Origin of the sequence: Flavobacterium sp. 1355 (genome assembly GCF_017833415.1) — a bacterium.
In the GTDB taxonomy this organism is placed as follows: Bacteria; Bacteroidota; Bacteroidia; order Flavobacteriales; family Flavobacteriaceae; genus Flavobacterium.
The window spans coordinates 1-21,163 of sequence record NZ_JAFICC010000002.1 but is presented as its reverse complement, the minus strand read 5'-3'; the positions used below and the strand labels follow the sequence as shown (position 1 = coordinate 21,163).

Below are 21,163 nucleotides of genomic sequence, written 5' to 3'. Positions count from 1 at the left end.
TTTTAGATTTTGCAACCTGAACCGAAATCAATATTTAAAAATCAATTTGTACTTGCGAAATTTATTCTTTCAAATCTAAATTTTAAATCAAAGTAATCTAAAATCTAAATTCTGAAATCTAAAATTTCTTTATTCCCACTCTAATGCTTTCTTTTTGATGATATAGAAAAAACCAACTAAAAGCAAAGCCATGAAAATAATCATTTTTAACATTCCTTCTATTCCAAGATCCTTAAAGTTTACTGCCCAAGGATAAAGGAAAATTACCTCTACGTCAAATAAAACAAATAAGATCGCAACAAGGAAATATTTTACCGAAAAAGGAATACGTGCATTACCAACAGATTCGATACCGCACTCGAAGTTTTTATCTTTAACTTCAGAAGTTCTTTTAGGGCCTAATTTTCCAGAAATAATGATTGTTCCTACCACAAAACCAACAGCAAGAATTAGCTGCATTAAAATAGGAAGATAGCTGTATTGATCAGATTGCATAAACTTAGGGTTTTTACTTAAAAAATAAGCCACAAAGATAACTTCCAACTCTGTAAATCACAAGCTAAATGAAGATATAAGTAGGTGTGAAAAGTACGTTTATGTCTAATTTTTATTCATTATAAATAACTTTCTGTTTTTTTAATCTTTTTTTAAGATTTGGACAAAAAAAAACGTCTCGAAATTAATCGAAACGTTTTTAAAACCATTCAGAGGCAAAAAAAATAAATTGCTATATTTTTCTTAGATTACTGCTACTTTAGCAGCAACTTTCCCTTTTCTTCCTTCTTCTTCTTCGTAGCTTACACGGTCACCTTCGCGTAATTCTTCCGCGTTAATTCCTGAAGCGTGAACGAAGATATCTTTTCCTGTTTCTTCGTCTGTAATGAATCCATAACCTTTAGATTCATTGAAAAATTTTACTGTACCTGTACGCATTGTAATTGTAATAATAATTTATAATGAAGCAAATGTAATATATAAATTCATACAAAAGACAAGAAGGTGTTAATTTTTTGTAAAAATTATTGATTTCCAGTGTTTTTGCTAATTATATTGCGTTCATTTAAGTATCGACACTTCTAAAATGGCCATTATTAAAAATAGTTCAAAAAGTAAGAACTTTATGACTTTGCGGCACGATATTTATGGTCTTTTTGACTTTATTTATAAAAAAAATCGCAGCTAAATTTTAACTGCGATTTTATATAGCTGTGATGGTTTATGCAAGATTAACTTTAATATGTAATTCTTTTAATTGTGCATCATCGATCGCAGCCGGTGCATCGATCATTACATCGCGTCCTGAATTGTTTTTAGGGAAGGCAATAAAATCTCTAATTGTTTCCTGACCTCCTAAAATAGCTACCAGTCTATCTAAACCAAAAGCTAATCCACCGTGAGGGGGTGCTCCAAATTGAAACGCGTCCATTAAGAAACCAAATTGAGCTTTTGCTTCTTCTTCAGTAAATCCTAAATATTTGAACATTAATTGTTGTGTCGCTTTGTCGTGAATACGAATTGAACCTCCGCCAATTTCATTTCCGTTCAATACCATATCATAAGCATTGGCACGAACTTTTCCGGGTTCTGTTTCTAACAAGGCCATGTCTTCTGGTTTTGGAGATGTAAAAGGATGGTGCATAGCATGATAACGCCCGCTTTCTTCGTCAAGTTCTAATAACGGGAAATCTACAACCCAAAGCGGTGCAAATTCTTCTGGTTTGCGTAATCCCAAACGGGTTGCTAATTCCATACGAAGTGCAGAAAGCTGTGCGCGTGTTTTGTTTGCAGGTCCAGAAAGTACAAAAATCATATCACCAGGTTTAGCACCTGTTGCTTTTGCCCAATTTGCTAAATCAGCCTGATCGTAAAATTTATCTACAGACGATTTAAAAGTTCCATCATCATTACATTTTGAGTACACCATTCCCGATGCTCCAACCTGAGGACGTTTTACCCAGTCAATCAATCCGTCTATTTCTTTGCGGGTATAATTTCCTGCTCCCGGAACTGCGATACCAACAACCAATTCTGCAGCATTGAATACTGGGAAATCTTTGTGTTGTGCGAATTCGTTTAGTTCTCCAAACTCCATTCCGAAACGGATGTCCGGTTTGTCATTTCCGTATGTTTTCATGGCATAATCGTAGGTAATTCTTGGGAATTTGTCTACTTCTATACCTTTTATTTCTTTTAATAAATGTCTTGTCAAACCTTCAAAAACATTCAAAATGTCTTCTTGTTCCACAAATGCCATTTCGCAATCGATTTGTGTAAACTCAGGCTGACGGTCTGCACGTAAATCTTCATCACGGAAACATTTTACAATTTGGAAGTATTTATCCATTCCGCCTACCATCAATAATTGTTTAAAAGTTTGTGGTGATTGCGGTAATGCATAAAATTGTCCTTCGTTCATACGGCTTGGTACAACGAAATCCCTTGCTCCTTCCGGAGTTGATTTAATTAAGTATGGAGTTTCAACTTCGCAGAAATCCAGATCTGATAAATATTTACGAACTTCCATCGCTACTTTATGACGGAATAACAAACTGTTTTTTACAGGATTTCTTCTGATATCTAAATAACGGTATTTCATTCTGATATCTTCTCCACCATCAGTTTCATCTTCAATTGTAAATGGAGGCGTAAGCGCTGCATTTAGAATAGTTAATTCGGAAACTAAAATTTCGATTTCACCAGTCGGAATGTTCTTGTTTTTCGCTTCACGTTCGATAACAGTTCCTTTTACCTGAATCACAAATTCTCTACCAAGAGTTTTTGCCAGTTCAAAAACAGTTTTATCAGTACGGCTTTCGTCGAAAATAAGCTGTGTAATTCCATAACGGTCGCGCAGATCGACCCAATTCATAAATCCTTTATCGCGTGATTTTTGAACCCAGCCTGCAAGCGTAACTTCGGTATTTATATTTGAGGCGTTTAATTCGCCACAATTATGACTTCTATACATGATCTAAATTTTAGACTGCAAAAGTAAACACAAAAAACAAAATAATATAGTAAAGTGCTAAGTTGCTGCATATAAATTTGAAATATTTTGTTAATTGTTAAATTTTGCAATTCTAATTTCTTTAGATTTGATACACCAAAACAAACCTTATTATCTATGAAGAAATTTTTTATTGCTGGTTTAGTCTTTTTTAGTGCTTTGAATATCAGCGCTCAATCTAAAAAATATGTCACTTTTGAAGCAAATATTGCAAATAGAAATAGCGACATTATCAAAATTATTAATGACGGAAAAGTTGTTAAGACGATTTATGTTAATGCAAAAGGTATTTTTAAAGATACTTTAGTATTGAACGGAGGAAGAGGCCGTATGTATGACGGTGTTGAATCAACGGAATTGTTTTTGAAAAATGGCTATGATATAAAGCTTAAGATGGATGCTAAACAATTTGATGAATCAATAGTTTATAAAGGTAAAGGAAGTTTAGAAAACAATATTTTGGCACAGCGTATTCTGGCCGATGAGAAACTTTATGATAATAGTGTTGTAAATTTAGATGATGCAGCTTTTAATAAATTAATTGATGCCAAAAAAGCAGCTGATGCAGCCCGATTAAATAATAAGAAATTGGATCCTGAGTTTGTAAAAATTGAAACTGAAAATGGACAGCAAGCGATTGCTCAAATTACAGAACATCGTGACCAAGTGATGAAAATGGCGAAATTGAACAATACAGCATCACCAGATTTCGAATTTGAAAACCATAAAGGAGGAAAAACAAAGTTATCAGAATTAAAAGGGAAATATGTTTATATTGATCTTTGGGCAACTTGGTGCGGGCCATGTCGTGCTGAAATTCCTTTTCTTCAAAAAGTAGAAGAAAAATATCACGGAAAAAATATCGAATTTGTGAGTGTTTCAATAGATGCTCCAAAAGACCATGATAAATGGCAAAAATTTGTAACCGATAAGCAACTTGGAGGAATCCAGCTTTTGGCTGATAATGAATGGAAATCTGATTTTGCAATAAGTTATAATGTGATTTCTATTCCACGATTTATTTTAATTGATCCACAAGGTAAAGTTGTCGATTCTAATGCTACAAGACCTTCTGATCAAGCGCTTCAAACGCAGTTAGATTCATTATTGAACTAATTTATTTACGAAATTTATAACGTTATAGTAAATTTATTTTTTTGAAAGAATACCAGTAAAACCAATGCCTCGGCGTTGGTTTTTTTGTTTTTAGTGATTTCCCAATGTTAAGTTTTTACTCAATGTTACCAAATTGTTAAGCAAAAGTTTTTTTAATGTAAACATTTAATTATATTTGATAACGATTTGATAACATTAAAAACCTAAAGATATGAAAAAGTGTGTGATTTTAGTTGCAATGATGTTCTCTGGAATTTTAGTTGCACAAGAGGTAAAACCAGAATTAGAAGCTGTTGGAAACAAAGTAAAAGCTACTTATTATTATGAAAATGGTAAAGTACAACAAGAAGGCTTTTTTAAAGATGGCAAATTAGATGGTGTATGGGTATCGTATGACGAAAACGGAAATAAAGTAGCAGTAGCTGAGTATACAGACGGATTAAAAACGGGCAAATGGGTTTTCTTTAATGAAAAAAACCTTTGCGAAGTTGCGTATGAAAACAGCAAAGTTACTTCAGTTAAAAACTTACAGAAAAATGCTTTAGCAGATAGAAATTAAGTAATTTTAAAAATACAATATAAACCGCTTTTATTAGCGGTTTTTTTATGCCTTTAATTTTTTGCGACTCTTCTTTTTTCTTCCGTACCAAATTACAAAACCTGTAATTGGTAATCCTGCAGCAAATAAACTTACTGTAAAAGCAATAATTTTTCCAGGCAAATCTAAAATTTGTCCGGTATGAATTCCGTAGTTCATTTCGACTATTTGTAAGCCTAATGTTTTTTTGTCGTACGGCTGACTCTCTATTAGTTTTCCGTTTTCCGGATGAAAGTAATAATTGCTTTGATGATCGTATCGTAAAGTATGCGGATAAGCACCTGTGTTTATAATATCTCCTTTTTGCTGCGGGATAGTTACATAAAACATTTCGGCTTTTTGCTGTAATTGCATAGTTTGCATAAAAGCGCGATTTATCGCAATCACTTTGTTTGTTTCGAATTTTGTTGTGTCGATTACAGGTGCTTTTGTTTCAAATTTTTTATCTCCGCCCAAATTGAACGTTTTGTAAACTCCGTCGCCAACCCATTCGTAAGTAAAAGTTAAGCCTGTGATGGCGATAATGGCAACAATTATCGAAATATAAAAACCAGAAGTGTTGTGCCAGTCATAATTAACCCGACGCCATTTGGCTGTCCATTTTACTGAAAAACTTCTTTTAATATCACTTTTCCGTTTGGGCCACCACTGGATAATTCCCGTTATAAGCAAAATAATAAAAATAATTGTGGCAATGCCAACAATGTGTTTGCCAATATAATCGGGTAGAAGTAAGTACAAATGAATGTGTTCTACAATAATAAAAAAATCAGTTTTGGGATTTTCAATTTTTAAATGTTTTCCGGTATAGGGATTAAAGTATAGATAGAGGCTTCCTATATCAGAATATGAATAGACAATTGCAGATCGATCTTTTCCGTAGTAGGAAATCATACTAGATTTATAAGACGGAAGAATTTCTTTGGCTTTGCCCAATAAAACAGATGGAGGAATAAATGGTTTATTTTGCGGCTCAACCAAACGCCATTCTTTACGGGTAATATCTTTTATCTCGTCGTGAAAACAGAATATACAACCGGTAATGCTTACAATAAAAACGATTAGTCCGGAAATAAGTCCGAGCCATTTATGTAGAAAACGTATTTTCTTTTTGAATCCCATTTTAAATAAAAGCGTAAATGTAGGCCTAAATTAATAAGAGGCAAATGATTTTGCTTATTTTCTTAAAAACAAAAAAAGTCGCTACGCTTTAAATTACAGCGTAACGACTTTTGGTATATGCTTAAAATTATTGTTAACTATTTTTCTGTCACAGTTGCTGTTTCCCGCTTTAAGTGATAAGATACATAAAGCGTTATAGAGGCCAGAACAATCCAGAAAACATCTATAAAGAAAACCTGAATGTGATTTTTTAGGAATGAATTCCAAAACCAGTTTCCGGAGACAATTCCATTCGCAATCGGAATTAAAAAACCTAAAATGCTTCCTGAAATTAAACTCCATTTATTTGTGAAGTTAATATCTCTCTTTAAAAGGAAAAATACAATTAACAATAACCAGCTAATAAAATAAAGACTGTAAATATTAGTCTGGCTTAGAGGATGAAATACTTTTGTACCAATAAATGCTAAAGCCGTAACCGGGTACATGCTCAGGGAAATTGCCAGATATATACGGGCAACCGAATTGTTAAAACGACGTTTTTTCTCCGGCATGTTTTTCTTTTCTCTTGCCACAAGCCAAATCATAACTCCGGAAATTATAACGAAACAAGTAATAATCCCTAATACAAAACTGATGATTTTTAACGCATAACCCCCGTAATCACCGTAATGAATCCGATACAAAACATTTTTAACAACATCCAGATACTTGTTTTCTGTAATTGGATCTTTTTTGGCAACAACCTTACCGTCTGCTATTTTGTAAATTACTTTTCCGACAGCGGTAAATTTTTGATCATATGGCATTTCTCCATTAACCAAAATATGCATATTAGAATCGCCGTAATTCTTAATCTCGACGTTTGTAATTTCAAAATTTTTCCAATTCCTTTTAGCCTTATCTACAAATTCATTTATACTAAAAGGATTGGCTATTTTTTTATTTTCAAATTTAAAAGTAGGATCGTTGTATTCTAAATCCTCATACAATTTGGCGTCGTCTCCTTTATATAAAGCCATTACGGCCGGTGCTACGATTAGCAGTTTAATCATGAAAAAAGCTCCGGTGACAGCGTATACAAACTGAAAAGGCAGACCAATCATCCCTAATGCAGTATGAGCATCTGTCCACAATGTTTTTAATTTTTCTTTAGGGCGGAACATATAAAAATTAGAAATAATTTTGTTCCAATGTAATAACACTCCGGTTATAATCGCAAATAAGAAAAATAATGCTATAAAACCAGAAAGGTAGTAACCAATAGGATAAGGTACCTGAGCTAAAAAGTGAAGACGATAAAGAAATTCACCTAACGAGTACGATTCTTCATAAGTCTGAGTTTTAAAAGTCTTAGTGTCTAAATAAAAGAATTGTCCCTCTTTTTGTTGGGCTGGGGCCAAAGTGTCCTGAGTCCCTTCCAAGTAAATATTAACACGTCTTTCATTGCTGGATTTAGAAATCGAAATATTTCTTCCTGCTAAAATGTGTTTTTTGTCTAAGGTTTTTAAAGCAGCATCATAATCAAGTTCAATTTCCTTGGTTTGTGTAACAGATTCATTGCGTTCCCAGTTAATGATTTCATCTCTAAAAAAAGAAAATGACCCAGCAAAGAAAATGACAAATAATACAACGCTAATAACAATACCACTTACAGTATGCGTATGAAAATAGATATTATAGTTTCTGTTATTCATGAATTATTTGGTGATTGGATTAGACGTCTGGCCAAAATAGATAATAATGCAAAAAAGCATTGTCAGCAATAAATATACTCCCCAAATTTTCCAGCCGTTTTTGGCAAGAAATGCAATAACCATTAAGGCAACCCAAACAATAAATCCGCTATAGGCCATTGTAATAAGTACATTCGCACGATTTAACCATGAAGCCAAAGCCAGATGAAAACTCACAGAAACAAAATACCCACCAAGTATAGCAGCAGTTATTTTGAGAAAGCGCTGCCATATTGACTGCGTTAGATATTTAGGATTTGCTGGCATATTTTAATAGTAATAAAATTCTAATACTCCCGCCAATACAAAAAGTATAGCGACAGTTTTACTGTTCAAAGCTTTTAAAGGTGATAAAATAACAATCAGGCTACCAATAGTCATCAGCTGAATAAAGAAAAACAAAGTTCCTGAACCAAGCGATTTACTGAACAGCCATAATGTATAAGAAAAAAGAAGTAAAACTAATCCCGAAATTTTGGTTTCCTTAGGATTATTATTCATCCATTTCTCAAAGCCATAATCATAAGAAAGGACGGCTCTTTTTGAAGTGTAATAAAACATATAAAAAGAGATAAAAACGAAGAGGCTGGCTATTGTTATCATAATTTTAAAATTTAAAAACACCTCTCTTTTACAGAAAAGTGTTTTGTTTATTTGTTATTAGAATCTGTATGAGAAACTTCCTATTATAGCTCTTGGATCTTTAGGATGAACTGTTGACCAGCCATCATATATTTCTTTATTAGCAATGTTGTTTAATTTAGCAGTAATAGTAAATTTTTCTGCACTGTAAAATAAAGACGAGTTTAAAACTGTGTATTCTGGAATTGTGAATGTTCCTGCAACATTTCTGTTCATAATCATGTTGTCACCAACATAATTCCCTCCAAAGCCTAAACCAAAGCCTCTTAATAAACCGTTTGTAAATTTATAACTGGCCCAAAGGTTTGCAAGGTTTCTTGGTCCTGCATTTTCAGATCTGTGACCTACAAAGTCAGGATCTCCTTTTGTTAAAACTGCATCATTATAGCTGTATCCCAAAACAATGTTTAAACCAGTAATTGGGTTAGCTACAAATTCTGCTTCAAAGCCTTTGTTTTTCTGAGCGCCATCCTGATAAGTCGTCTTATTATTTGGTTGTGGGGTTGTTGGATCTGAGGGATCTACATAAGGAGTTTCTACTACATAAACCTGATCAGTAACCTTAATATCATAGTAACTAAAAGTAGCATAAAGTTTATCTTTAAAAAGATTCAGTTTTGTTCCTACTTCAAACTGATCTGCATGTTCAGGATTAAGTATTATTGGTGTTATAATAGTTGCAGTACGATTTTGTCCAGGTGCAACGTTCACAAATCCATTCATATAATTTGCAAAAATCGATACTTTATCCAGAATTGGCTGGTAAACTAATCCTAATTTTGGAGAAAAAGCAGTTTGATTGTAACCGTCGTTTTTAGCATTCATAAAACGGTCAGCACGCAAACTTAACATCGCAGATAATTCGGGAGTAAAGTTGATCACATCAGAAACATAAGCACTATAAGTCTCCTGTTTAGTTTTAATGTTATTTCTTGGGCTACTTCCAATTATTGCAGCAGCACCTGCTTTTGTTAAATCTCCGCTATCGCCATTAGTATTTTGTCCTACAAAAGCATTGAAAGATTGTAAATCGTCTCCTATATATACATATCCGTTTCCAAAATATCCAGTACTGCGATCTGAAGCAGTTCTTTTGAAATAATCAAAGCCAATAACAATTCTGTTTCTTAAGCTTCCAATTTTAAAATCACCGTTAAAATTTTGCTGAATATCAGTAGTTATGTTACGATTGTCCTGATCTGTAAAATAACGAGCTAACACAATCCCTTCTTTAATTGGTGTAAATTGTGTTCCTTCATATAAGTAAGTATAATTCCCTACTGATTTTGCTGAACTGCTAGAGAATATTGTTTGTGAACTCCATTGATCAGAAAGTTTATAATTCATCTGCGCCTGGATGTTATAAGAAGGAGTTTTCATTGTAAGTTCATTACTGGTGTAAGAACGTTTGTTGTCATAATTTAATTCATTAATATTATGAACACGTAACGGAGCACCACGATCTAAAAACAACATTGTTGGGTTTGTAGATTCATTGCTCATAAACTCAGTATTAATCAAGAATGATAATTTGTCGTTTACTTCATAAGATAACGAAGGTGCTATAAAGTATGATTCTCTAAAACCGGCATCCTGAAAACTATTTTGTTTGTTGTAAGCCGAATTTATTCTGAAATTCAAGGTTTTATTCTCATTAAGAGGTGTGTTCAAGTCTACAGTTGCACGATTTAAACCATAACTTCCTACGGTGTAATTTATTTCTCCTCCAAATGTTTTATAAGGTCTTTTTGTGGTTGTATTGATTAAACCTCCATAAGAGATCAGACTGCTTCCGAACAAAGTTCCCGAAGGACCTCTGATAATTTCGATTCTGTCAATATTTGCAGGATCTAAACTTCCGTTTGTTAAGCCTGGCAGACCATTTACCATTGTAGGCTGAACAGGAAATCCTCTTAAAGAATAATAAGCTGCACCATCCCCGGCGCGGCCTGTTGCTGCCCAAAGCGGTGTAATACCAGATGCGTTTTTCAAGGCATCATCAAAATTGGTTACTACTTGTTCTTTTAATAATTCACCGGTAATGGTAGTATATGATTGGGGGTTTTCAAGGTTTTTAAGTGGCAATCTTGAAACCTGTTTTGTTTCCTTACGTGCAAAATGATTTTTTCTTCCTCCATTTACAACCACTTCTGTTAAATCTTCTGAGTTGGTCGAAATAGTAAAATTTTGAGTTAGGTTTTCACCCTCTTTAATTACAATTGATTTTTCCTGCGTGATGTGACCTACTGAAGAAACTTTTATAGTATAAGTTCCTGGTTTTACATTTTTTAATATATAGTTACCTTCTTCATCAGTTGTTGTTCCTGATTTAGTCCCTTTTAGAACAACAGAAATACCTTCTGAAGATTCGTTGTTGTTTAAAGTAATTTTTCCTTTAATAGTTGCTTTTTCCTGTGCCCAGGCTGTTGTACCTGCTAACAGTAAGAAACAAAAGCTCAAAAAAGAAATTGTAAATTTATATTTCATTTTTATTTAGAATTGATTTTAATAGTGCAAATCTAAGTCATGAAATGAAACAAAACAAGTTATTCTTATTTATTCTAAATAAAATATTTTTTAAAAGGTAAAAATTACATTTTATTAAAAAATTAACAATTATGGATAATTATTTATTCGATTTAAATAAAAAAACCTGCCCAAATAAATGAACAGGTTTTCCATATTGAGTGAAATTATTATGATTACAATTCTAAAGCACGTTTAGCATCGCCATTCATTAATAATTCTACCGGATTTTCTAAAGCTTCTTTAACGGCTACAAGGAAACCAACAGACTCACGTCCGTCAATAATTCTGTGGTCATAAGAAAGTGCTACGTACATCATTGGGTGAATTTCAACTTTTCCGTTTACAGCAATCGGACGCTCAATAATATTGTGCATTCCTAAAATTCCTGATTGAGGAGGGTTAATAATTGGCGTACTCAACATACTTCCAAAAACACCACCATTTGTAATAGTGAAAGTTCCTCCAGTCATATCGTCAACGGTAATTTGACCATCACGAGCTCTTAACGCTAATCTTTTGATTTCAGCTTCAATTCCGCGGAAAGTCAAAAGTTCTGCATTACGAACAACAGGAACCATTAATCCTTTTGGTCCTGAAACTGCGATTGAGATATCAGCAAAGTCGTAAGCAATTTTGTAATCACCGTCCATCATTGAGTTAACATCAGGATATAATTCTAAAGCTCTTGTAACTGCTTTTGTAAAAAATGACATGTAACCTAAACCAAGACCACCATGTTTTGCTTTGAATGCATCTTTGTATTCATTACGAATTTGGTTGATTGGCGTCATGTTTACTTCATTGAAAGTAGTAAGCATAGCTGTTTCATTTTTAGCCGAAACTAATCTTTCTGCTACTTTACGACGCAACATTGATAATTTTGTACGCTCAGTACCACGGCTTCCGCCAGTTGGAGTTCCCATAGAAGGTACTGCGTTTACAGCATCATCTTTAGTAATTCTTCCACCTTTACCAGTTCCTGAAACTGTTGCTGGTGCAATATTTTTTTCGTCTAATATTTTTCTTGCTGCAGGAGATGGAGTCCCCGCTGCATAACTTGTTGCTGCCGGAGCCTGAACCGGAGCAGCTTTTTGTCCCGAAGTTTCGGGATCAGCTTTTACTTCTGCCTTTGGAGCCTCCGCTTTTGGAGCTTCAGCCGCTGGAGCTGCTGTTGCGCTTCCTGCTGGTTTTGCAGCATCTGTATCAATTAAACAAACTACAGCACCAACTGCTACTGTATCACCTTCTTCAGCTTTTAGTGTAATTACACCACTCATTTCAGCAGGTAATTCAAGAGTAGCTTTATCTGAATCAACTTCAGCAATTGCCTGATCTTTTTCTACATAATCTCCGTCTTTTACTAACCAAGTTGCAATTTCAACTTCTTTTATTGATTCCCCTGGTGATGGGACTTTCATTTCTAAAATCATCTTTGTTTTTGTTTAAGGTTTTTATGGTTTAAAATTTCAGTTGGGTAAACTTGAAACTTTAAACTTGAAACATTCTCTTTTATCTAAATAAATTTTTATCGAATACCATTCTAATTGCATCCGCATGACGACGTTTGGCTCTTGTATAACTTCCTGATGCCGGAGCAGCGTAAGCTTTTAATGAAGCCAATCTCCATTTTACAAGATCAAAGTTCATTAACATAAAACTGTAAGCTCCCATGTTTTTAGGCTCTTCTTGTGCCCAGACATAATCATCGGCATTTGGATATTGTGCAATAATTGCTTTTAGTTGTTCCACTGGTAAAGGGAACAATTGCTCAATACGAACAACTGCAACGTCTTTTCTTCCGTTGTTTTCTCTTTCTGCAATAATGTCATAGTAGAATTTACCAGTTACAAATACTAAAGTTTTTACTCCTTTTTTGTCAACTGTATTATCGTCAATTGTTTCCTGGAAACTTCCGTTTGCTAATTCTTCTACGGTTGATACGCATCTTGGATCACGTAATAAACTTTTAGGAGAAAATACTACCAAAGGTTTACGGAAGTTTGTTTTCATTTGTCTTCTCAACAAGTGAAAGAAGTTGGCTGGCGTTGTACAATCTGCAACATACATATTTTGTCTTGCACAAAGCTGTAGGTAACGCTCCATTCTTGCAGAAGAGTGTTCTGCACCTTGTCCTTCATATCCGTGAGGCAATAATAAAACAATACCATTTTGGTTGTTCCATTTATCTTCACCACATGAAATGTACTGGTCAATCATGATTTGAGCACCATTAGAGAAATCTCCAAATTGTGCTTCCCAGATCGTTAATGCTTTTGGGTTTGCTAATGCATATCCATAATCAAAACCTAGAACACCATATTCAGATAAAAGAGAATTGAATACACCAAATTTTCCTTTTTTGTTTTCGATAGCATCCAATAGAATTACTTCTTCTTCAGAATCTTCAACTTTTACTACAGCATGGCGGTGAGAGAATGTACCCCGCTCTACGTCCTGACCTGAGATACGAATATCAAATCCTTCTGTTAAAAGTGAACCGTAAGCTAATGCTTCTGCAGTTCCCCAGTCGATAGTATTGTTGTCGTAACCTGCTTTTCTGTCGGTAACAATTTTAGTTATTTTGTTGATAAACTTTTTGTCTTCCGGTAATGTAGAGATTGTTTTAATAATAGAATCCAATCCGCTTTTGTCAAAAGTTGTATCCACTTTTTGAAGCATTTGCGTATCAGTTACCTGAACAAATCCATCCCATTCGTTTTTCATGAATGGTGTTATAATAGTCAAATCTTTTTTACGGGAAGCTTCTAAGTTTTCCTCAAGATTAGTTTTGTATTCTTTTTCTAAAGCATTTACATAAGAGGCATCAATTACGCCGTCTGACAATAATTTCTCAGCATAAATATCTCTTGGGTTCTTATGTTTTGCAATGATTTTATATAATACAGGTTGTGTAAAACGTGGCTCATCACCTTCATTATGGCCATATTTTCTATAACCTAACAAGTCAATAAATACGTCACGGCCAAACTCCATTCTGTAATCTAATGCAAAAGAAACTGCATGTACCACTGCTTCTGCATCATCGGCATTTACGTGTAATACCGGAGAAAGAGTGACTTTGGCAACGTCTGTACAATAAGTAGATGAACGTGCATCTAAATAGTTTGTAGTAAATCCAACCTGATTGTTGATTACAATATGAATTGTACCTCCGGTTTTGTAACCATCAAGTTGTGCCATCTGAATGATTTCATATAAGATACCCTGACCTGCAATTGCAGCATCACCGTGTACGGCGATAGGTAATACTTTTGAGAAATCGTCAGCATAATATTTATCTTGTTTTGCTCTTGTAATTCCTTCAATTACAGCTCCAACTGTTTCTAAGTGAGAAGGGTTTGGTGCTAAATTGATGTTAATGCTTTTTCCTGATCTTGTTTTCTTGTCGGCAGTAAGACCCAAGTGGTATTTTACATCACCATCAAAATATTCCTGATCGTAATCTTTACCATCAAACTCACCAAAGATATCCTGAGTAGATTTTCCGAAGATATTTGCCAATACGTTCAGACGGCCACGGTGAGCCATTCCCATAACAAATTGTTCAACACCTTTTTCTGCAGCTTTTTCAATAAGTGCATCTAAAGCAGGGATAATAGTTTCGCCACCTTCTAATGAAAACCTTTTTTGACCAACATATTTGGTATGTAAAAAGTTCTCGAAAGAAACTGCCTGATTTAATTTATCTAATATGATTTTCTTTTCATCACCAGAAAAACTAGGCTGGTTAACATTTACAGCCAATTTGTCCTGAATCCATTTTACAACGCCAGGATTTCTAATGTACATATATTCAATACCAATATGCTGACAGTAAATAGCTTTAAGGCGGTTTACGATATCCTGCAAAGAAGAAGGTACCATTCCGATTGTCTGAGCAGCATCAAAAACAGTTGAAAGATCTGCGGCAGATAATCCGAAATTTTCAATATCCAAAGTCGGAGATGAGATTCTACGGTCACGAACAGGGTTTGTTTTAGTAAACAAATGCCCGCGTGTACGGTATCCGTCAATTAATTTCAGAACATTAAACTCTTTTTTAAGTTTTTCTGAAACCTGACTGTAATCAGTGTTAGTGTTCACATATTCAACAATCTGTTGAACGGGATTTTCGTCATTATAAGTGGTCATTCCAAAGTCAAAACCTTGAAAAAAACTTCTCCAGCTTGGCTCAACGCTATCTGGGTTTATTAAATATTGATCATATAACTGTGCGAAAAACTCTGTATGCGCTGCATTTAAAAATGAAAACCTATCCATAATATTAGTTGAATATACTTTTTGTTTAATAGAATGGCAAAAGTACAACAATCACATTTATTTAAATCTTTTTTTTAAGTACTTTTACGTAAAAATTTGTTAAAATAAACGTTAAGTATGAATAAAATTGTATTTTCAATCGATTGCAAATCTCTTTTTGTGATATTGACAGTGTTATTTTCAAGTTATGCATCTGCACAACAAAATTATGTTATAGATAACAATAATCATTTTTGGGATAAGGTTCAGTTTGGAGGAGGGATTGGTCTCGGAATTGGTTCCGGATATACCGACATTTCTGTTATGCCAAGCGCTATCTACAATGTTAATGAAATTGTTGCTGTTGGTGTTGGTTTACAGTTTGGTTATCTGGCTTCAAAAAACTACTACGATTCATTTGTTTATGGCGGAAGTTTGATTGGCCTTGTGAATCCGATTCCTGAAATTCAATTGTCTGCAGAATTAGAACAGGTTCGTGTCAACACAGATTACGAAGCAACTGATTACAGGCCTGCGTTTTCAGATAATTTCTGGAATACCGCCTTATATCTCGGAGCCGGTTACAGAACGGGAAATGTTACAATAGGGGCACGCTACGATGTTTTATTTAATGATGAAAAAAGTCTTTATGGTTCAGCATTTATGCCTTTTGTAAGAGTTTATTTTTAAAAGAATACTTTTAAAAGGTACTAAGGTTCTAAGATGCTAAGGCTCTAAGTTAAAAAACTTGAAATATTCATTTAAAATAAAAAGCTTAGAACCTCAGAACCTTAGTACCTCAACACCTTTAAAAAAAAAGCGGCTCAAACTGAGCCGCTCTTTTTTTTGCTGGTAGATTTTTAAGCCGGGCAAAACATAGAATACATACTGCGAGGATCTGTTTTTTCAGTCGCTGCAACAACATCTTCTATAATAGTTGTATTTCCTCCAACAATTTGACGTAATTGTTCTGAATTTAATTCTATAATATTAGTTTTTTTTAACACTAATTTTTTTAAGTTAATTTTTTTCATAATCTTTGGGTTTTAAATTGGTTTTGAATATGTTGTGAATTTGATATTGTGAATTTATCCCAAAAAAACCACTAAAAAAACTCATAAATCCCCAGATTTATAAAAATAGTCTATTTCGACTCGTGCTTAACCATCTTATTATCAGTATTTTATTTTAAAATAAATGAATATGAACGCATTAAATAAGTTGTGCAGCTTAATTTTGTTTCTTACCATCAATTTTACTTTTTCTCAGAGTAAAATTGAAACTTATAAAGATTCTGTTCAAAGTTTGTTATATAATAATCCAAGCAAAGCAAAATACTACTGTTATAAACTTTTAAAATATGCTAAGGCCAATGATTTGGTAGTAGAAGAAGCAAAAACCTATTGTTTTCTGGCGGACTTAAGTGGCGCATTAACTCAAAAAGACAGCGCTTTTTATTATTTTGACAAGGCGATTCAAAAGGCCAATGCTATTGATAATGAAAAGCTTGAAATGGTTTTTAAAATCAATAAAGCAAACTATTTATTTAATGAATTTGATTTCCAGGAAGCTTTAACGCTTTATGAAGAATGTGTTATATTGTCAAAGAAACTCAATGATATCAATGCTTACAATTATATTTCTATAAAAAAAGGAAGTATCGCTTACGAATTAGAGCGGTATCAGGAAGCCTTAAAAATATACAAAGAGAACTTATCAAAGAAAGGCTTTGACAATGTCAGCAAACTTGATATAAAATTGGGTTTAGTAAAGACGTATATTAATCTAAATAAACAGGATTCTGCTTATGTTTTTATAAAAAGTGGTATTGAAGAATCACGAAAAAGTAACTTAAAAGAGCATGAAATTCATTTTTTGGCCCAATTAGGCTTAATTTATATCGATAAAAAGGACTTTCAAAATGCTAAAATAACCTTTGAAAAAGCCTTAATTATTGCTCAGGAAATAGAAAGTAATAACCTGATTACCGAAATCAATATCAGGATTTCAAAATTGTATTCGCTTCAAAAAGATTACGACAAGGCAATAACACTCTTACAGTCTATTATTAAAGACAAGACAAAAAAAGATATTCCGGCAGAAAGTCTGTCTGAGATATATTATCTTCTGGCTGAAAACTATAAATTCATAGAAAACTATTCTGAATCAAACTATTATTATGGTCAGTTCATCGAAAAATCTAAGAAAATTGGTGAAAAAAGAATTGAAGCCATTGATCATTTACATAAAATTGATATATCCGAGAGCAAAGAAAGAGAGACAGAACAGAAAAATCAGAAATGGATATTGTTAGGAGTAACAAGCTTTTTAATTCTGTTATTTATTGGTTTTTATATAAAAAGAAGAAAAGAAGGAATACAAAATCAGGTAAAGTTTGAGGAACTACTACTTAAAATTCAAAACTTTGAAAATCAAAATGCAAAAGCAATTAACGAAATCCAGCATAACAATACAACTATAAATAGTAATGAAAGAACCGAATCTGAAGCGTTTGAAGAAGAATTAGAAACAGAACTTATTAGCAACAGCATTGTAACTATTGATGACTCAGTTAATGATGAAGGAACTGCAGAAAATATTGAAACCAATATTGAAGAGGCAATCAATAACAATTTTATCATAAAAGACACTACCAGAACAGAAATTCTGGACAAACTAATTAAACTTGAAGAAAAGAAATTGTTCTTAAGGCAGGATTTTACGCTCCATAATGTAGCTAAGCGATTAAAAACAAATACTGCTTATTTGTCTAAAATTGTGAATAGTGAACTGGATAAGAACTTTAGTTCTTACGTAAATGAGCTTCGAATCAACTATATTATTATTGAATTAAAGAATAATGCTAAACTAAGATCGTATTCAATTAATGCAATTGCAGAAGAAATTGGGTATAAAAGTCCCGAATCTTTTACCAAATATTTTAAGGTTGCAACCGGAATTAGCCCCTCAATTTATATAAAAAAGATAAATCAGATGAGGGAAATTGAAAACTCTTAGTTTTGTTATAACTTACTGAATTTCAAATAATTAAACATAAAAATAAACCCCCTTATTTTATAAATATGGGGGTTTTTCATTTTTTTTGCAGGAAAAAAATATTTTACTTTGTCTCAGAATTAATCCGAACAACTGATTAGTTTCTACTTTGGTTTTGAAGGGTGGCGAAAATGAAAATGAGTAGCCACTTCAAAAACAAAAAAATAAAACAGAGTGTGGAGACTCTGTTTTATAAGGTGTTTTAACAAAAACGTAATACCTAACAAGGTTGCCAGAAATTACTTCTACAAAAGTAAAAAAAAATGTCTGTAATAAAACTTTTTTTTACTATTTCTAAAGTACTTCTATAAAGCACCGTGTTAGCAAAAAAAAAAATTATGACTAACAGTAATCAATCAGGCCAAAAAAGGCTCAGCAGAAATTCAATTTTTAAAATTGAAGATCATGATGGTGCAAAACAATCAAAATCTTTGTTTTACAAAATCAAAAAAAGAATTACTAAACTTTTTAAATAGACCTGATTTTTTTTTCAGGAAGTAAGTTTATAGTATTTCATTTTAGAATAATATCAAAAAATCAGGTTGAATTGACCTGTTTATAAAATTATTATTTATTAAAACCGGTTAAAGTTTTTTTAGCCAGCATGTACATTCAATATTTGAATTTTGATTTTAAATGCAAAACATTTTGCAAAAAATATTAACAATTAAATCTAAACAAACATGAAAAAGCACAACCAAAACAAATTGACTTTTAACAAAGCAGTTGTTACAGAATTAAACATTCAGCAATTAAGAAATATTAATGGCGGAATATCAGGACGTGATAGTGATACTAACCCAAACTCTGGTTGTATCTGTGATCCTGTATTGACAAAAATAACAATCATTAAACCAAATCAATTCTAATGAAAAATCTAAACCTAAGCAACAAACTGTATTTTAAAAAAGCAGATGTTACAGAATTAAATGACAATTTACTGAGAGAAATCAATGGTGGTTCGACAATTTTTGGCGGAGACACTTGCACTGGATGCTGCTGCTTGCAAATAAGCATTGTAGTAATGCAGGAAATGTAATCATTCTTTTCTAGATGAAAAATCAAACTGGAAATAAGAAGCTCATTTTTAATAAAGTGGCTATTACAGAATTGAATGATGATCAATTGAACGACATTAAAGGCGGTACAAATGATTTAATCAGATCGATTATTATCACTACCGGATATGGTACCTGGTTAACAGTCGTATAATTGTTTACTGAATAATATTATAGAAACAGAGTGTGGAGACTCTCTTTTATAAAAAGAATTTAACAAAACGTAACGCTTACAAGTTATCTGTAAATTACTTCTGCTAAAGTAAAAATACCTCCCTGGGTTTTTACACTTTCAAAAGTACTTCTTACACACATCACTTGGTGGCAACAATAAAATTTATAGTAAGGAAAATCTGCTGACTTAAGGGTCGTCGGTGCTTCATTTACAAAATCAATGGCATTTGTTATTAATAATCTTTAAGATTATTGATCTGTATAAAAGTGTCATAACTCAAAACTTGTTATTATCTGACTATTGATATAGTCTGGATTATAACAAACGGAGGAAGTATGCTCAAAAAACAAGGAAATCCGGATTTGCTACAAATTACAGTGATTAAGAACCTGTTTATTGATTCAATTAGAAAAATAACAATTAAAAAAACATCAAAATGAAAAAACAATTGACCGGCAACAAACTTGCCTTTAATAAAATGGCAATTACGGAGCTGAATGACAGCGAAATTCAACAAGTTAATGGTGGAGCAAGTTCTACATCCTTAAATAGTATTCCAATTACCATATTCGTAGTTACATTATTATAAATCTAAACCAAACTTAAAAACATTAAAAATGAAAAATCAAAACCAAAATAACAGATTGTTTTTCAATAAAATAGCTGTTGCAGAATTAAATGATAACCAATTGATTGATATTAACGGAGGAACCTCAATAGATGGCGGAGGAGATACTTGTACAGGTTGTTGCTGCCTAAAAGTAACATATGACATAATGTAATCTAATAACATAAAAACTATAAATCATGAAGAAACAAAACCCAACAAACAAGCTAGCTTTCAACAAAGTGGCTGTTGCAGAATTAAATGAAAATCAAATGCAGGATGTTAACGGCGGAAGTTTAATTTCTGTTGCAGTGACTATTGCATTAACCATTATCGCTGACCAGGTCTTATAAAAATGAAAAGGCAAGGTGTAAACAATAAGCTGGCTTTTAATAGTCTAGTTGTTGCAGAATTGAATGATAAGCAAATGCAAGACGTAGATGGCGGAAGCACACCTATAAGCTTTTTAGTAATCAGTTACCTTTTATCTAAAGTATAATCAAGTTATGAAAAAACAAAACCCAACAAACAAGCTGGCTTTTAATAAAGCGGCTATTACAGAATTAAATGAGAACCAATTACACGAAGTAAATGGTGGTGCAAGTGTAACTACAATTGTTTATCAAACAATTGCAATAACTATATACCAACTATGAAAAAACAACAACCAACAAACAAGCTGGCTTTTAATAAATCGGCTGTTACAGAATTGAACGAGAACCAATTACTGGAAGTGAATGGTGGAACATCAAGTGTCACAATTGTGGGAGGTACTAGCCTGATTTTGATTACGCTTGCACAAAATTAATTAACAACTTAAATCTTTTAAAAATGAAAAAACAAAATCTAACGAACAAGCTTTCTTTTAATAAAGTGGCTGTTACAGAATTGAACGATAACCAATTAAAAGAAGTAAACGGTGGCGCAGGTACTATTACTTTACCAACTATCGTAATAACATTTGTCTAAAAAAATTAAACCATGAAAAAACAAAATCCAAACAACAAGCTGGCTTTCAACAAAGTGGCTGTTACAGAATTGAACGACACACAGATGCATGACGTAGAAGGCGGAAGCTCTCCAGCATGTTACTTAGTAATCAGTTTCTTAATCGCAAAACTATAATCAAAAATGAAAAAACAAAACCCAAACAACAAGCTTGCTTTCAACAAAGTGGCTGTTACAGAATTAAACGACACACAAATGCATGACGTTGACGGCGGAAGCTCTCCTGCATGTTACTTAGTAATCAGTTT

At 32.9% G+C, this 21,163-nt stretch carries 27 protein-coding genes; 16 read left to right on the top strand and 11 right to left on the bottom strand.

Annotation, left to right across the window (positions count from 1 at the left end; genetic code table 11):
* Positions 1-129: 129 nt before the first annotated feature.
* From JOD96_RS02475 to aspS, 3 genes are all read right to left on the bottom strand, one after another.
* Positions 130-495: an NADH-quinone oxidoreductase subunit A gene (locus JOD96_RS02475; protein ID WP_116751527.1), complete on the bottom strand. Its 366-nt coding sequence runs from the start codon at positions 493-495 to the stop codon at positions 130-132.
* 243 nt (positions 496-738) lie between these two features.
* Positions 739-933 (bottom strand): cold-shock protein, encoded by a 195-nt coding sequence (locus tag JOD96_RS02470; protein WP_007137066.1) that lies wholly within the window; start codon positions 931-933, stop codon positions 739-741.
* Between the two features lie 283 nt (positions 934-1,216).
* Positions 1,217-2,968: an aspartate--tRNA ligase gene (gene aspS, locus JOD96_RS02465; protein ID WP_209562694.1), complete on the bottom strand. Its 1,752-nt coding sequence runs from the start codon at positions 2,966-2,968 to the stop codon at positions 1,217-1,219.
* Between the two features lie 156 nt (positions 2,969-3,124).
* Between aspS and JOD96_RS02460 the strand changes: the two genes are divergently transcribed.
* Both JOD96_RS02460 and JOD96_RS02455 read left to right on the top strand, forming a co-directional pair.
* Positions 3,125-4,123 (top strand): TlpA family protein disulfide reductase, encoded by a 999-nt coding sequence (locus tag JOD96_RS02460; RefSeq protein WP_209562693.1) that lies wholly within the window; start codon positions 3,125-3,127, stop codon positions 4,121-4,123.
* A 211-nt stretch (positions 4,124-4,334) separates the two neighbouring features.
* Positions 4,335-4,682 (top strand): toxin-antitoxin system YwqK family antitoxin, encoded by a 348-nt coding sequence (locus JOD96_RS02455; protein WP_209562692.1) that lies wholly within the window; start codon positions 4,335-4,337, stop codon positions 4,680-4,682.
* Between the two features lie 45 nt (positions 4,683-4,727).
* Here the strand turns inward: JOD96_RS02455 and JOD96_RS02450 are convergent, their stop codons facing one another.
* The 7 genes from JOD96_RS02450 to JOD96_RS02420 form a co-directional block, all read right to left on the bottom strand.
* Positions 4,728-5,843: a PepSY-associated TM helix domain-containing protein gene (locus JOD96_RS02450; RefSeq protein WP_209562691.1), complete on the bottom strand. Its 1,116-nt coding sequence runs from the start codon at positions 5,841-5,843 to the stop codon at positions 4,728-4,730.
* Positions 5,844-5,980: 137 nt separating this feature from the next.
* Complete coding sequence (locus tag JOD96_RS02445; RefSeq protein WP_209562690.1) at positions 5,981-7,540, bottom strand: PepSY-associated TM helix domain-containing protein; 1,560 nt, start codon at positions 7,538-7,540, stop codon at positions 5,981-5,983.
* A gap of 3 nt (positions 7,541-7,543) precedes the next feature.
* Positions 7,544-7,846, bottom strand: a complete 303-nt coding sequence (locus JOD96_RS02440; RefSeq protein ID WP_209562689.1) for a hypothetical protein — start codon at positions 7,844-7,846, stop codon at positions 7,544-7,546.
* A 3-nt stretch (positions 7,847-7,849) separates the two neighbouring features.
* On the bottom strand, positions 7,850-8,182 hold the full coding sequence (locus JOD96_RS02435; RefSeq protein ID WP_209562688.1) for a hypothetical protein: 333 nt from the start codon (positions 8,180-8,182) through the stop codon (positions 7,850-7,852).
* A gap of 57 nt (positions 8,183-8,239) precedes the next feature.
* Complete coding sequence (locus JOD96_RS02430) at positions 8,240-10,708, bottom strand: TonB-dependent receptor (protein WP_209562687.1); 2,469 nt, start codon at positions 10,706-10,708, stop codon at positions 8,240-8,242.
* A 215-nt stretch (positions 10,709-10,923) separates the two neighbouring features.
* Positions 10,924-12,180: a 2-oxoglutarate dehydrogenase complex dihydrolipoyllysine-residue succinyltransferase gene (gene odhB / locus JOD96_RS02425; protein WP_209562686.1), complete on the bottom strand. Its 1,257-nt coding sequence runs from the start codon at positions 12,178-12,180 to the stop codon at positions 10,924-10,926.
* Positions 12,181-12,259: 79 nt separating this feature from the next.
* Positions 12,260-15,031 carry a 2-oxoglutarate dehydrogenase E1 component gene (locus JOD96_RS02420; protein WP_209562685.1) on the bottom strand — a complete coding sequence of 924 codons (2,772 nt, stop codon included), beginning with the start codon at positions 15,029-15,031 and terminating at the stop codon, positions 12,260-12,262.
* A gap of 117 nt (positions 15,032-15,148) precedes the next feature.
* On the opposite strand from JOD96_RS02420, the gene JOD96_RS02415 reads away from it, so the two are divergent.
* Complete coding sequence (locus JOD96_RS02415; RefSeq protein WP_209562684.1) at positions 15,149-15,700, top strand: hypothetical protein; 552 nt, start codon at positions 15,149-15,151, stop codon at positions 15,698-15,700.
* Between the two features lie 170 nt (positions 15,701-15,870).
* Here the strand turns inward: JOD96_RS02415 and JOD96_RS02410 are convergent, their stop codons facing one another.
* On the bottom strand, positions 15,871-16,044 hold the full coding sequence (locus JOD96_RS02410; RefSeq protein ID WP_209562683.1) for a class I lanthipeptide: 174 nt from the start codon (positions 16,042-16,044) through the stop codon (positions 15,871-15,873).
* 169 nt (positions 16,045-16,213) lie between these two features.
* Here JOD96_RS02410 and JOD96_RS02405 point away from each other — a divergent pair, with 169 nt between their 5' ends.
* The 13 genes from JOD96_RS02405 to JOD96_RS22590 form a co-directional block, all read left to right on the top strand.
* Positions 16,214-18,028, top strand: coding sequence for a helix-turn-helix domain-containing protein (locus tag JOD96_RS02405; protein ID WP_209562682.1), 1,815 nt, complete (start codon positions 16,214-16,216; stop codon positions 18,026-18,028).
* Positions 18,029-18,750: 722 nt separating this feature from the next.
* On the top strand, positions 18,751-18,936 hold the full coding sequence (locus JOD96_RS02400; protein WP_209562681.1) for a class I lanthipeptide: 186 nt from the start codon (positions 18,751-18,753) through the stop codon (positions 18,934-18,936).
* Entirely contained in the window at positions 18,936-19,106 is a 171-nt protein-coding gene (locus JOD96_RS02395) for a class I lanthipeptide (protein ID WP_165829073.1), read from the top strand. Before JOD96_RS02400 ends, JOD96_RS02395 begins: the two co-directional genes overlap by 1 nt.
* Before the next feature lie 14 nt (positions 19,107-19,120).
* Positions 19,121-19,279 carry a class I lanthipeptide gene (locus tag JOD96_RS02390; RefSeq protein ID WP_209562680.1) on the top strand — a complete coding sequence of 53 codons (159 nt, stop codon included), beginning with the start codon at positions 19,121-19,123 and terminating at the stop codon, positions 19,277-19,279.
* A gap of 457 nt (positions 19,280-19,736) precedes the next feature.
* Positions 19,737-19,889 (top strand): class I lanthipeptide, encoded by a 153-nt coding sequence (locus JOD96_RS02385; protein ID WP_209562679.1) that lies wholly within the window; start codon positions 19,737-19,739, stop codon positions 19,887-19,889.
* 28 nt (positions 19,890-19,917) lie between these two features.
* A complete protein-coding gene (locus JOD96_RS02380; protein ID WP_209562678.1) occupies positions 19,918-20,082 on the top strand; it encodes a class I lanthipeptide in 165 nt (54 codons plus the stop codon).
* Positions 20,083-20,107: 25 nt separating this feature from the next.
* Positions 20,108-20,260 (top strand): class I lanthipeptide, encoded by a 153-nt coding sequence (locus JOD96_RS02375; RefSeq protein WP_165829065.1) that lies wholly within the window; start codon positions 20,108-20,110, stop codon positions 20,258-20,260.
* A 2-nt stretch (positions 20,261-20,262) separates the two neighbouring features.
* On the top strand, positions 20,263-20,406 hold the full coding sequence (locus tag JOD96_RS02370) for a class I lanthipeptide (RefSeq protein ID WP_209562677.1): 144 nt from the start codon (positions 20,263-20,265) through the stop codon (positions 20,404-20,406).
* Between the two features lie 7 nt (positions 20,407-20,413).
* Entirely contained in the window at positions 20,414-20,563 is a 150-nt protein-coding gene (locus JOD96_RS02365) for a class I lanthipeptide (protein ID WP_209562676.1), read from the top strand.
* A complete protein-coding gene (locus JOD96_RS02360; protein ID WP_209562675.1) occupies positions 20,560-20,715 on the top strand; it encodes a class I lanthipeptide in 156 nt (51 codons plus the stop codon). Before JOD96_RS02365 ends, JOD96_RS02360 begins: the two co-directional genes overlap by 4 nt.
* 23 nt (positions 20,716-20,738) lie before the next feature.
* Positions 20,739-20,876 (top strand): class I lanthipeptide, encoded by a 138-nt coding sequence (locus tag JOD96_RS02355; RefSeq protein ID WP_209562674.1) that lies wholly within the window; start codon positions 20,739-20,741, stop codon positions 20,874-20,876.
* A 12-nt stretch (positions 20,877-20,888) separates the two neighbouring features.
* Complete coding sequence (locus JOD96_RS02350; RefSeq protein WP_209562673.1) at positions 20,889-21,032, top strand: class I lanthipeptide; 144 nt, start codon at positions 20,889-20,891, stop codon at positions 21,030-21,032.
* Positions 21,033-21,038: 6 nt separating this feature from the next.
* Positions 21,039-21,163: class I lanthipeptide (locus JOD96_RS22590; RefSeq protein WP_209563015.1), on the top strand; the 125-nt coding region annotated here is incomplete at its 3' end.

What these genes read in the sequence shown, in the direction of transcription:
- JOD96_RS02475 (WP_116751527.1), bottom strand. Translation starts at nt 495, where the DNA reads ATGCAATCTGATCAATACAGCTATCTTCCTATTTTAATGCAGCTAATT.
- JOD96_RS02470 (WP_007137066.1), bottom strand. Translation starts at nt 933, where the DNA reads ATGCGTACAGGTACAGTAAAATTTTTCAATGAATCTAAAGGTTATGGA.
- aspS (WP_209562694.1), bottom strand. Translation starts at nt 2,968, where the DNA reads ATGTATAGAAGTCATAATTGTGGCGAATTAAACGCCTCAAATATAAAT.
- JOD96_RS02460 (WP_209562693.1), top strand. Translation starts at nt 3,125, where the DNA reads ATGAAGAAATTTTTTATTGCTGGTTTAGTCTTTTTTAGTGCTTTGAAT.
- JOD96_RS02455 (WP_209562692.1), top strand. Translation starts at nt 4,335, where the DNA reads ATGAAAAAGTGTGTGATTTTAGTTGCAATGATGTTCTCTGGAATTTTA.
- JOD96_RS02450 (WP_209562691.1), bottom strand. Translation starts at nt 5,843, where the DNA reads ATGGGATTCAAAAAGAAAATACGTTTTCTACATAAATGGCTCGGACTT.
- JOD96_RS02445 (WP_209562690.1), bottom strand. Translation starts at nt 7,540, where the DNA reads ATGAATAACAGAAACTATAATATCTATTTTCATACGCATACTGTAAGT.
- JOD96_RS02440 (WP_209562689.1), bottom strand. Translation starts at nt 7,846, where the DNA reads ATGCCAGCAAATCCTAAATATCTAACGCAGTCAATATGGCAGCGCTTT.
- JOD96_RS02435 (WP_209562688.1), bottom strand. Translation starts at nt 8,182, where the DNA reads ATGATAACAATAGCCAGCCTCTTCGTTTTTATCTCTTTTTATATGTTT.
- JOD96_RS02430 (WP_209562687.1), bottom strand. Translation starts at nt 10,708, where the DNA reads ATGAAATATAAATTTACAATTTCTTTTTTGAGCTTTTGTTTCTTACTG.
- odhB (WP_209562686.1), bottom strand. Translation starts at nt 12,180, where the DNA reads ATGATTTTAGAAATGAAAGTCCCATCACCAGGGGAATCAATAAAAGAA.
- JOD96_RS02420 (WP_209562685.1), bottom strand. Translation starts at nt 15,031, where the DNA reads ATGGATAGGTTTTCATTTTTAAATGCAGCGCATACAGAGTTTTTCGCA.
- JOD96_RS02415 (WP_209562684.1), top strand. Translation starts at nt 15,149, where the DNA reads ATGAATAAAATTGTATTTTCAATCGATTGCAAATCTCTTTTTGTGATA.
- JOD96_RS02410 (WP_209562683.1), bottom strand. Translation starts at nt 16,044, where the DNA reads ATGAAAAAAATTAACTTAAAAAAATTAGTGTTAAAAAAAACTAATATT.
- JOD96_RS02405 (WP_209562682.1), top strand. Translation starts at nt 16,214, where the DNA reads ATGAACGCATTAAATAAGTTGTGCAGCTTAATTTTGTTTCTTACCATC.
- JOD96_RS02400 (WP_209562681.1), top strand. Translation starts at nt 18,751, where the DNA reads ATGAAAAAGCACAACCAAAACAAATTGACTTTTAACAAAGCAGTTGTT.
- JOD96_RS02395 (WP_165829073.1), top strand. Translation starts at nt 18,936, where the DNA reads ATGAAAAATCTAAACCTAAGCAACAAACTGTATTTTAAAAAAGCAGAT.
- JOD96_RS02390 (WP_209562680.1), top strand. Translation starts at nt 19,121, where the DNA reads ATGAAAAATCAAACTGGAAATAAGAAGCTCATTTTTAATAAAGTGGCT.
- JOD96_RS02385 (WP_209562679.1), top strand. Translation starts at nt 19,737, where the DNA reads ATGAAAAAACAATTGACCGGCAACAAACTTGCCTTTAATAAAATGGCA.
- JOD96_RS02380 (WP_209562678.1), top strand. Translation starts at nt 19,918, where the DNA reads ATGAAAAATCAAAACCAAAATAACAGATTGTTTTTCAATAAAATAGCT.
- JOD96_RS02375 (WP_165829065.1), top strand. Translation starts at nt 20,108, where the DNA reads ATGAAGAAACAAAACCCAACAAACAAGCTAGCTTTCAACAAAGTGGCT.
- JOD96_RS02370 (WP_209562677.1), top strand. Translation starts at nt 20,263, where the DNA reads ATGAAAAGGCAAGGTGTAAACAATAAGCTGGCTTTTAATAGTCTAGTT.
- JOD96_RS02365 (WP_209562676.1), top strand. Translation starts at nt 20,414, where the DNA reads ATGAAAAAACAAAACCCAACAAACAAGCTGGCTTTTAATAAAGCGGCT.
- JOD96_RS02360 (WP_209562675.1), top strand. Translation starts at nt 20,560, where the DNA reads ATGAAAAAACAACAACCAACAAACAAGCTGGCTTTTAATAAATCGGCT.
- JOD96_RS02355 (WP_209562674.1), top strand. Translation starts at nt 20,739, where the DNA reads ATGAAAAAACAAAATCTAACGAACAAGCTTTCTTTTAATAAAGTGGCT.
- JOD96_RS02350 (WP_209562673.1), top strand. Translation starts at nt 20,889, where the DNA reads ATGAAAAAACAAAATCCAAACAACAAGCTGGCTTTCAACAAAGTGGCT.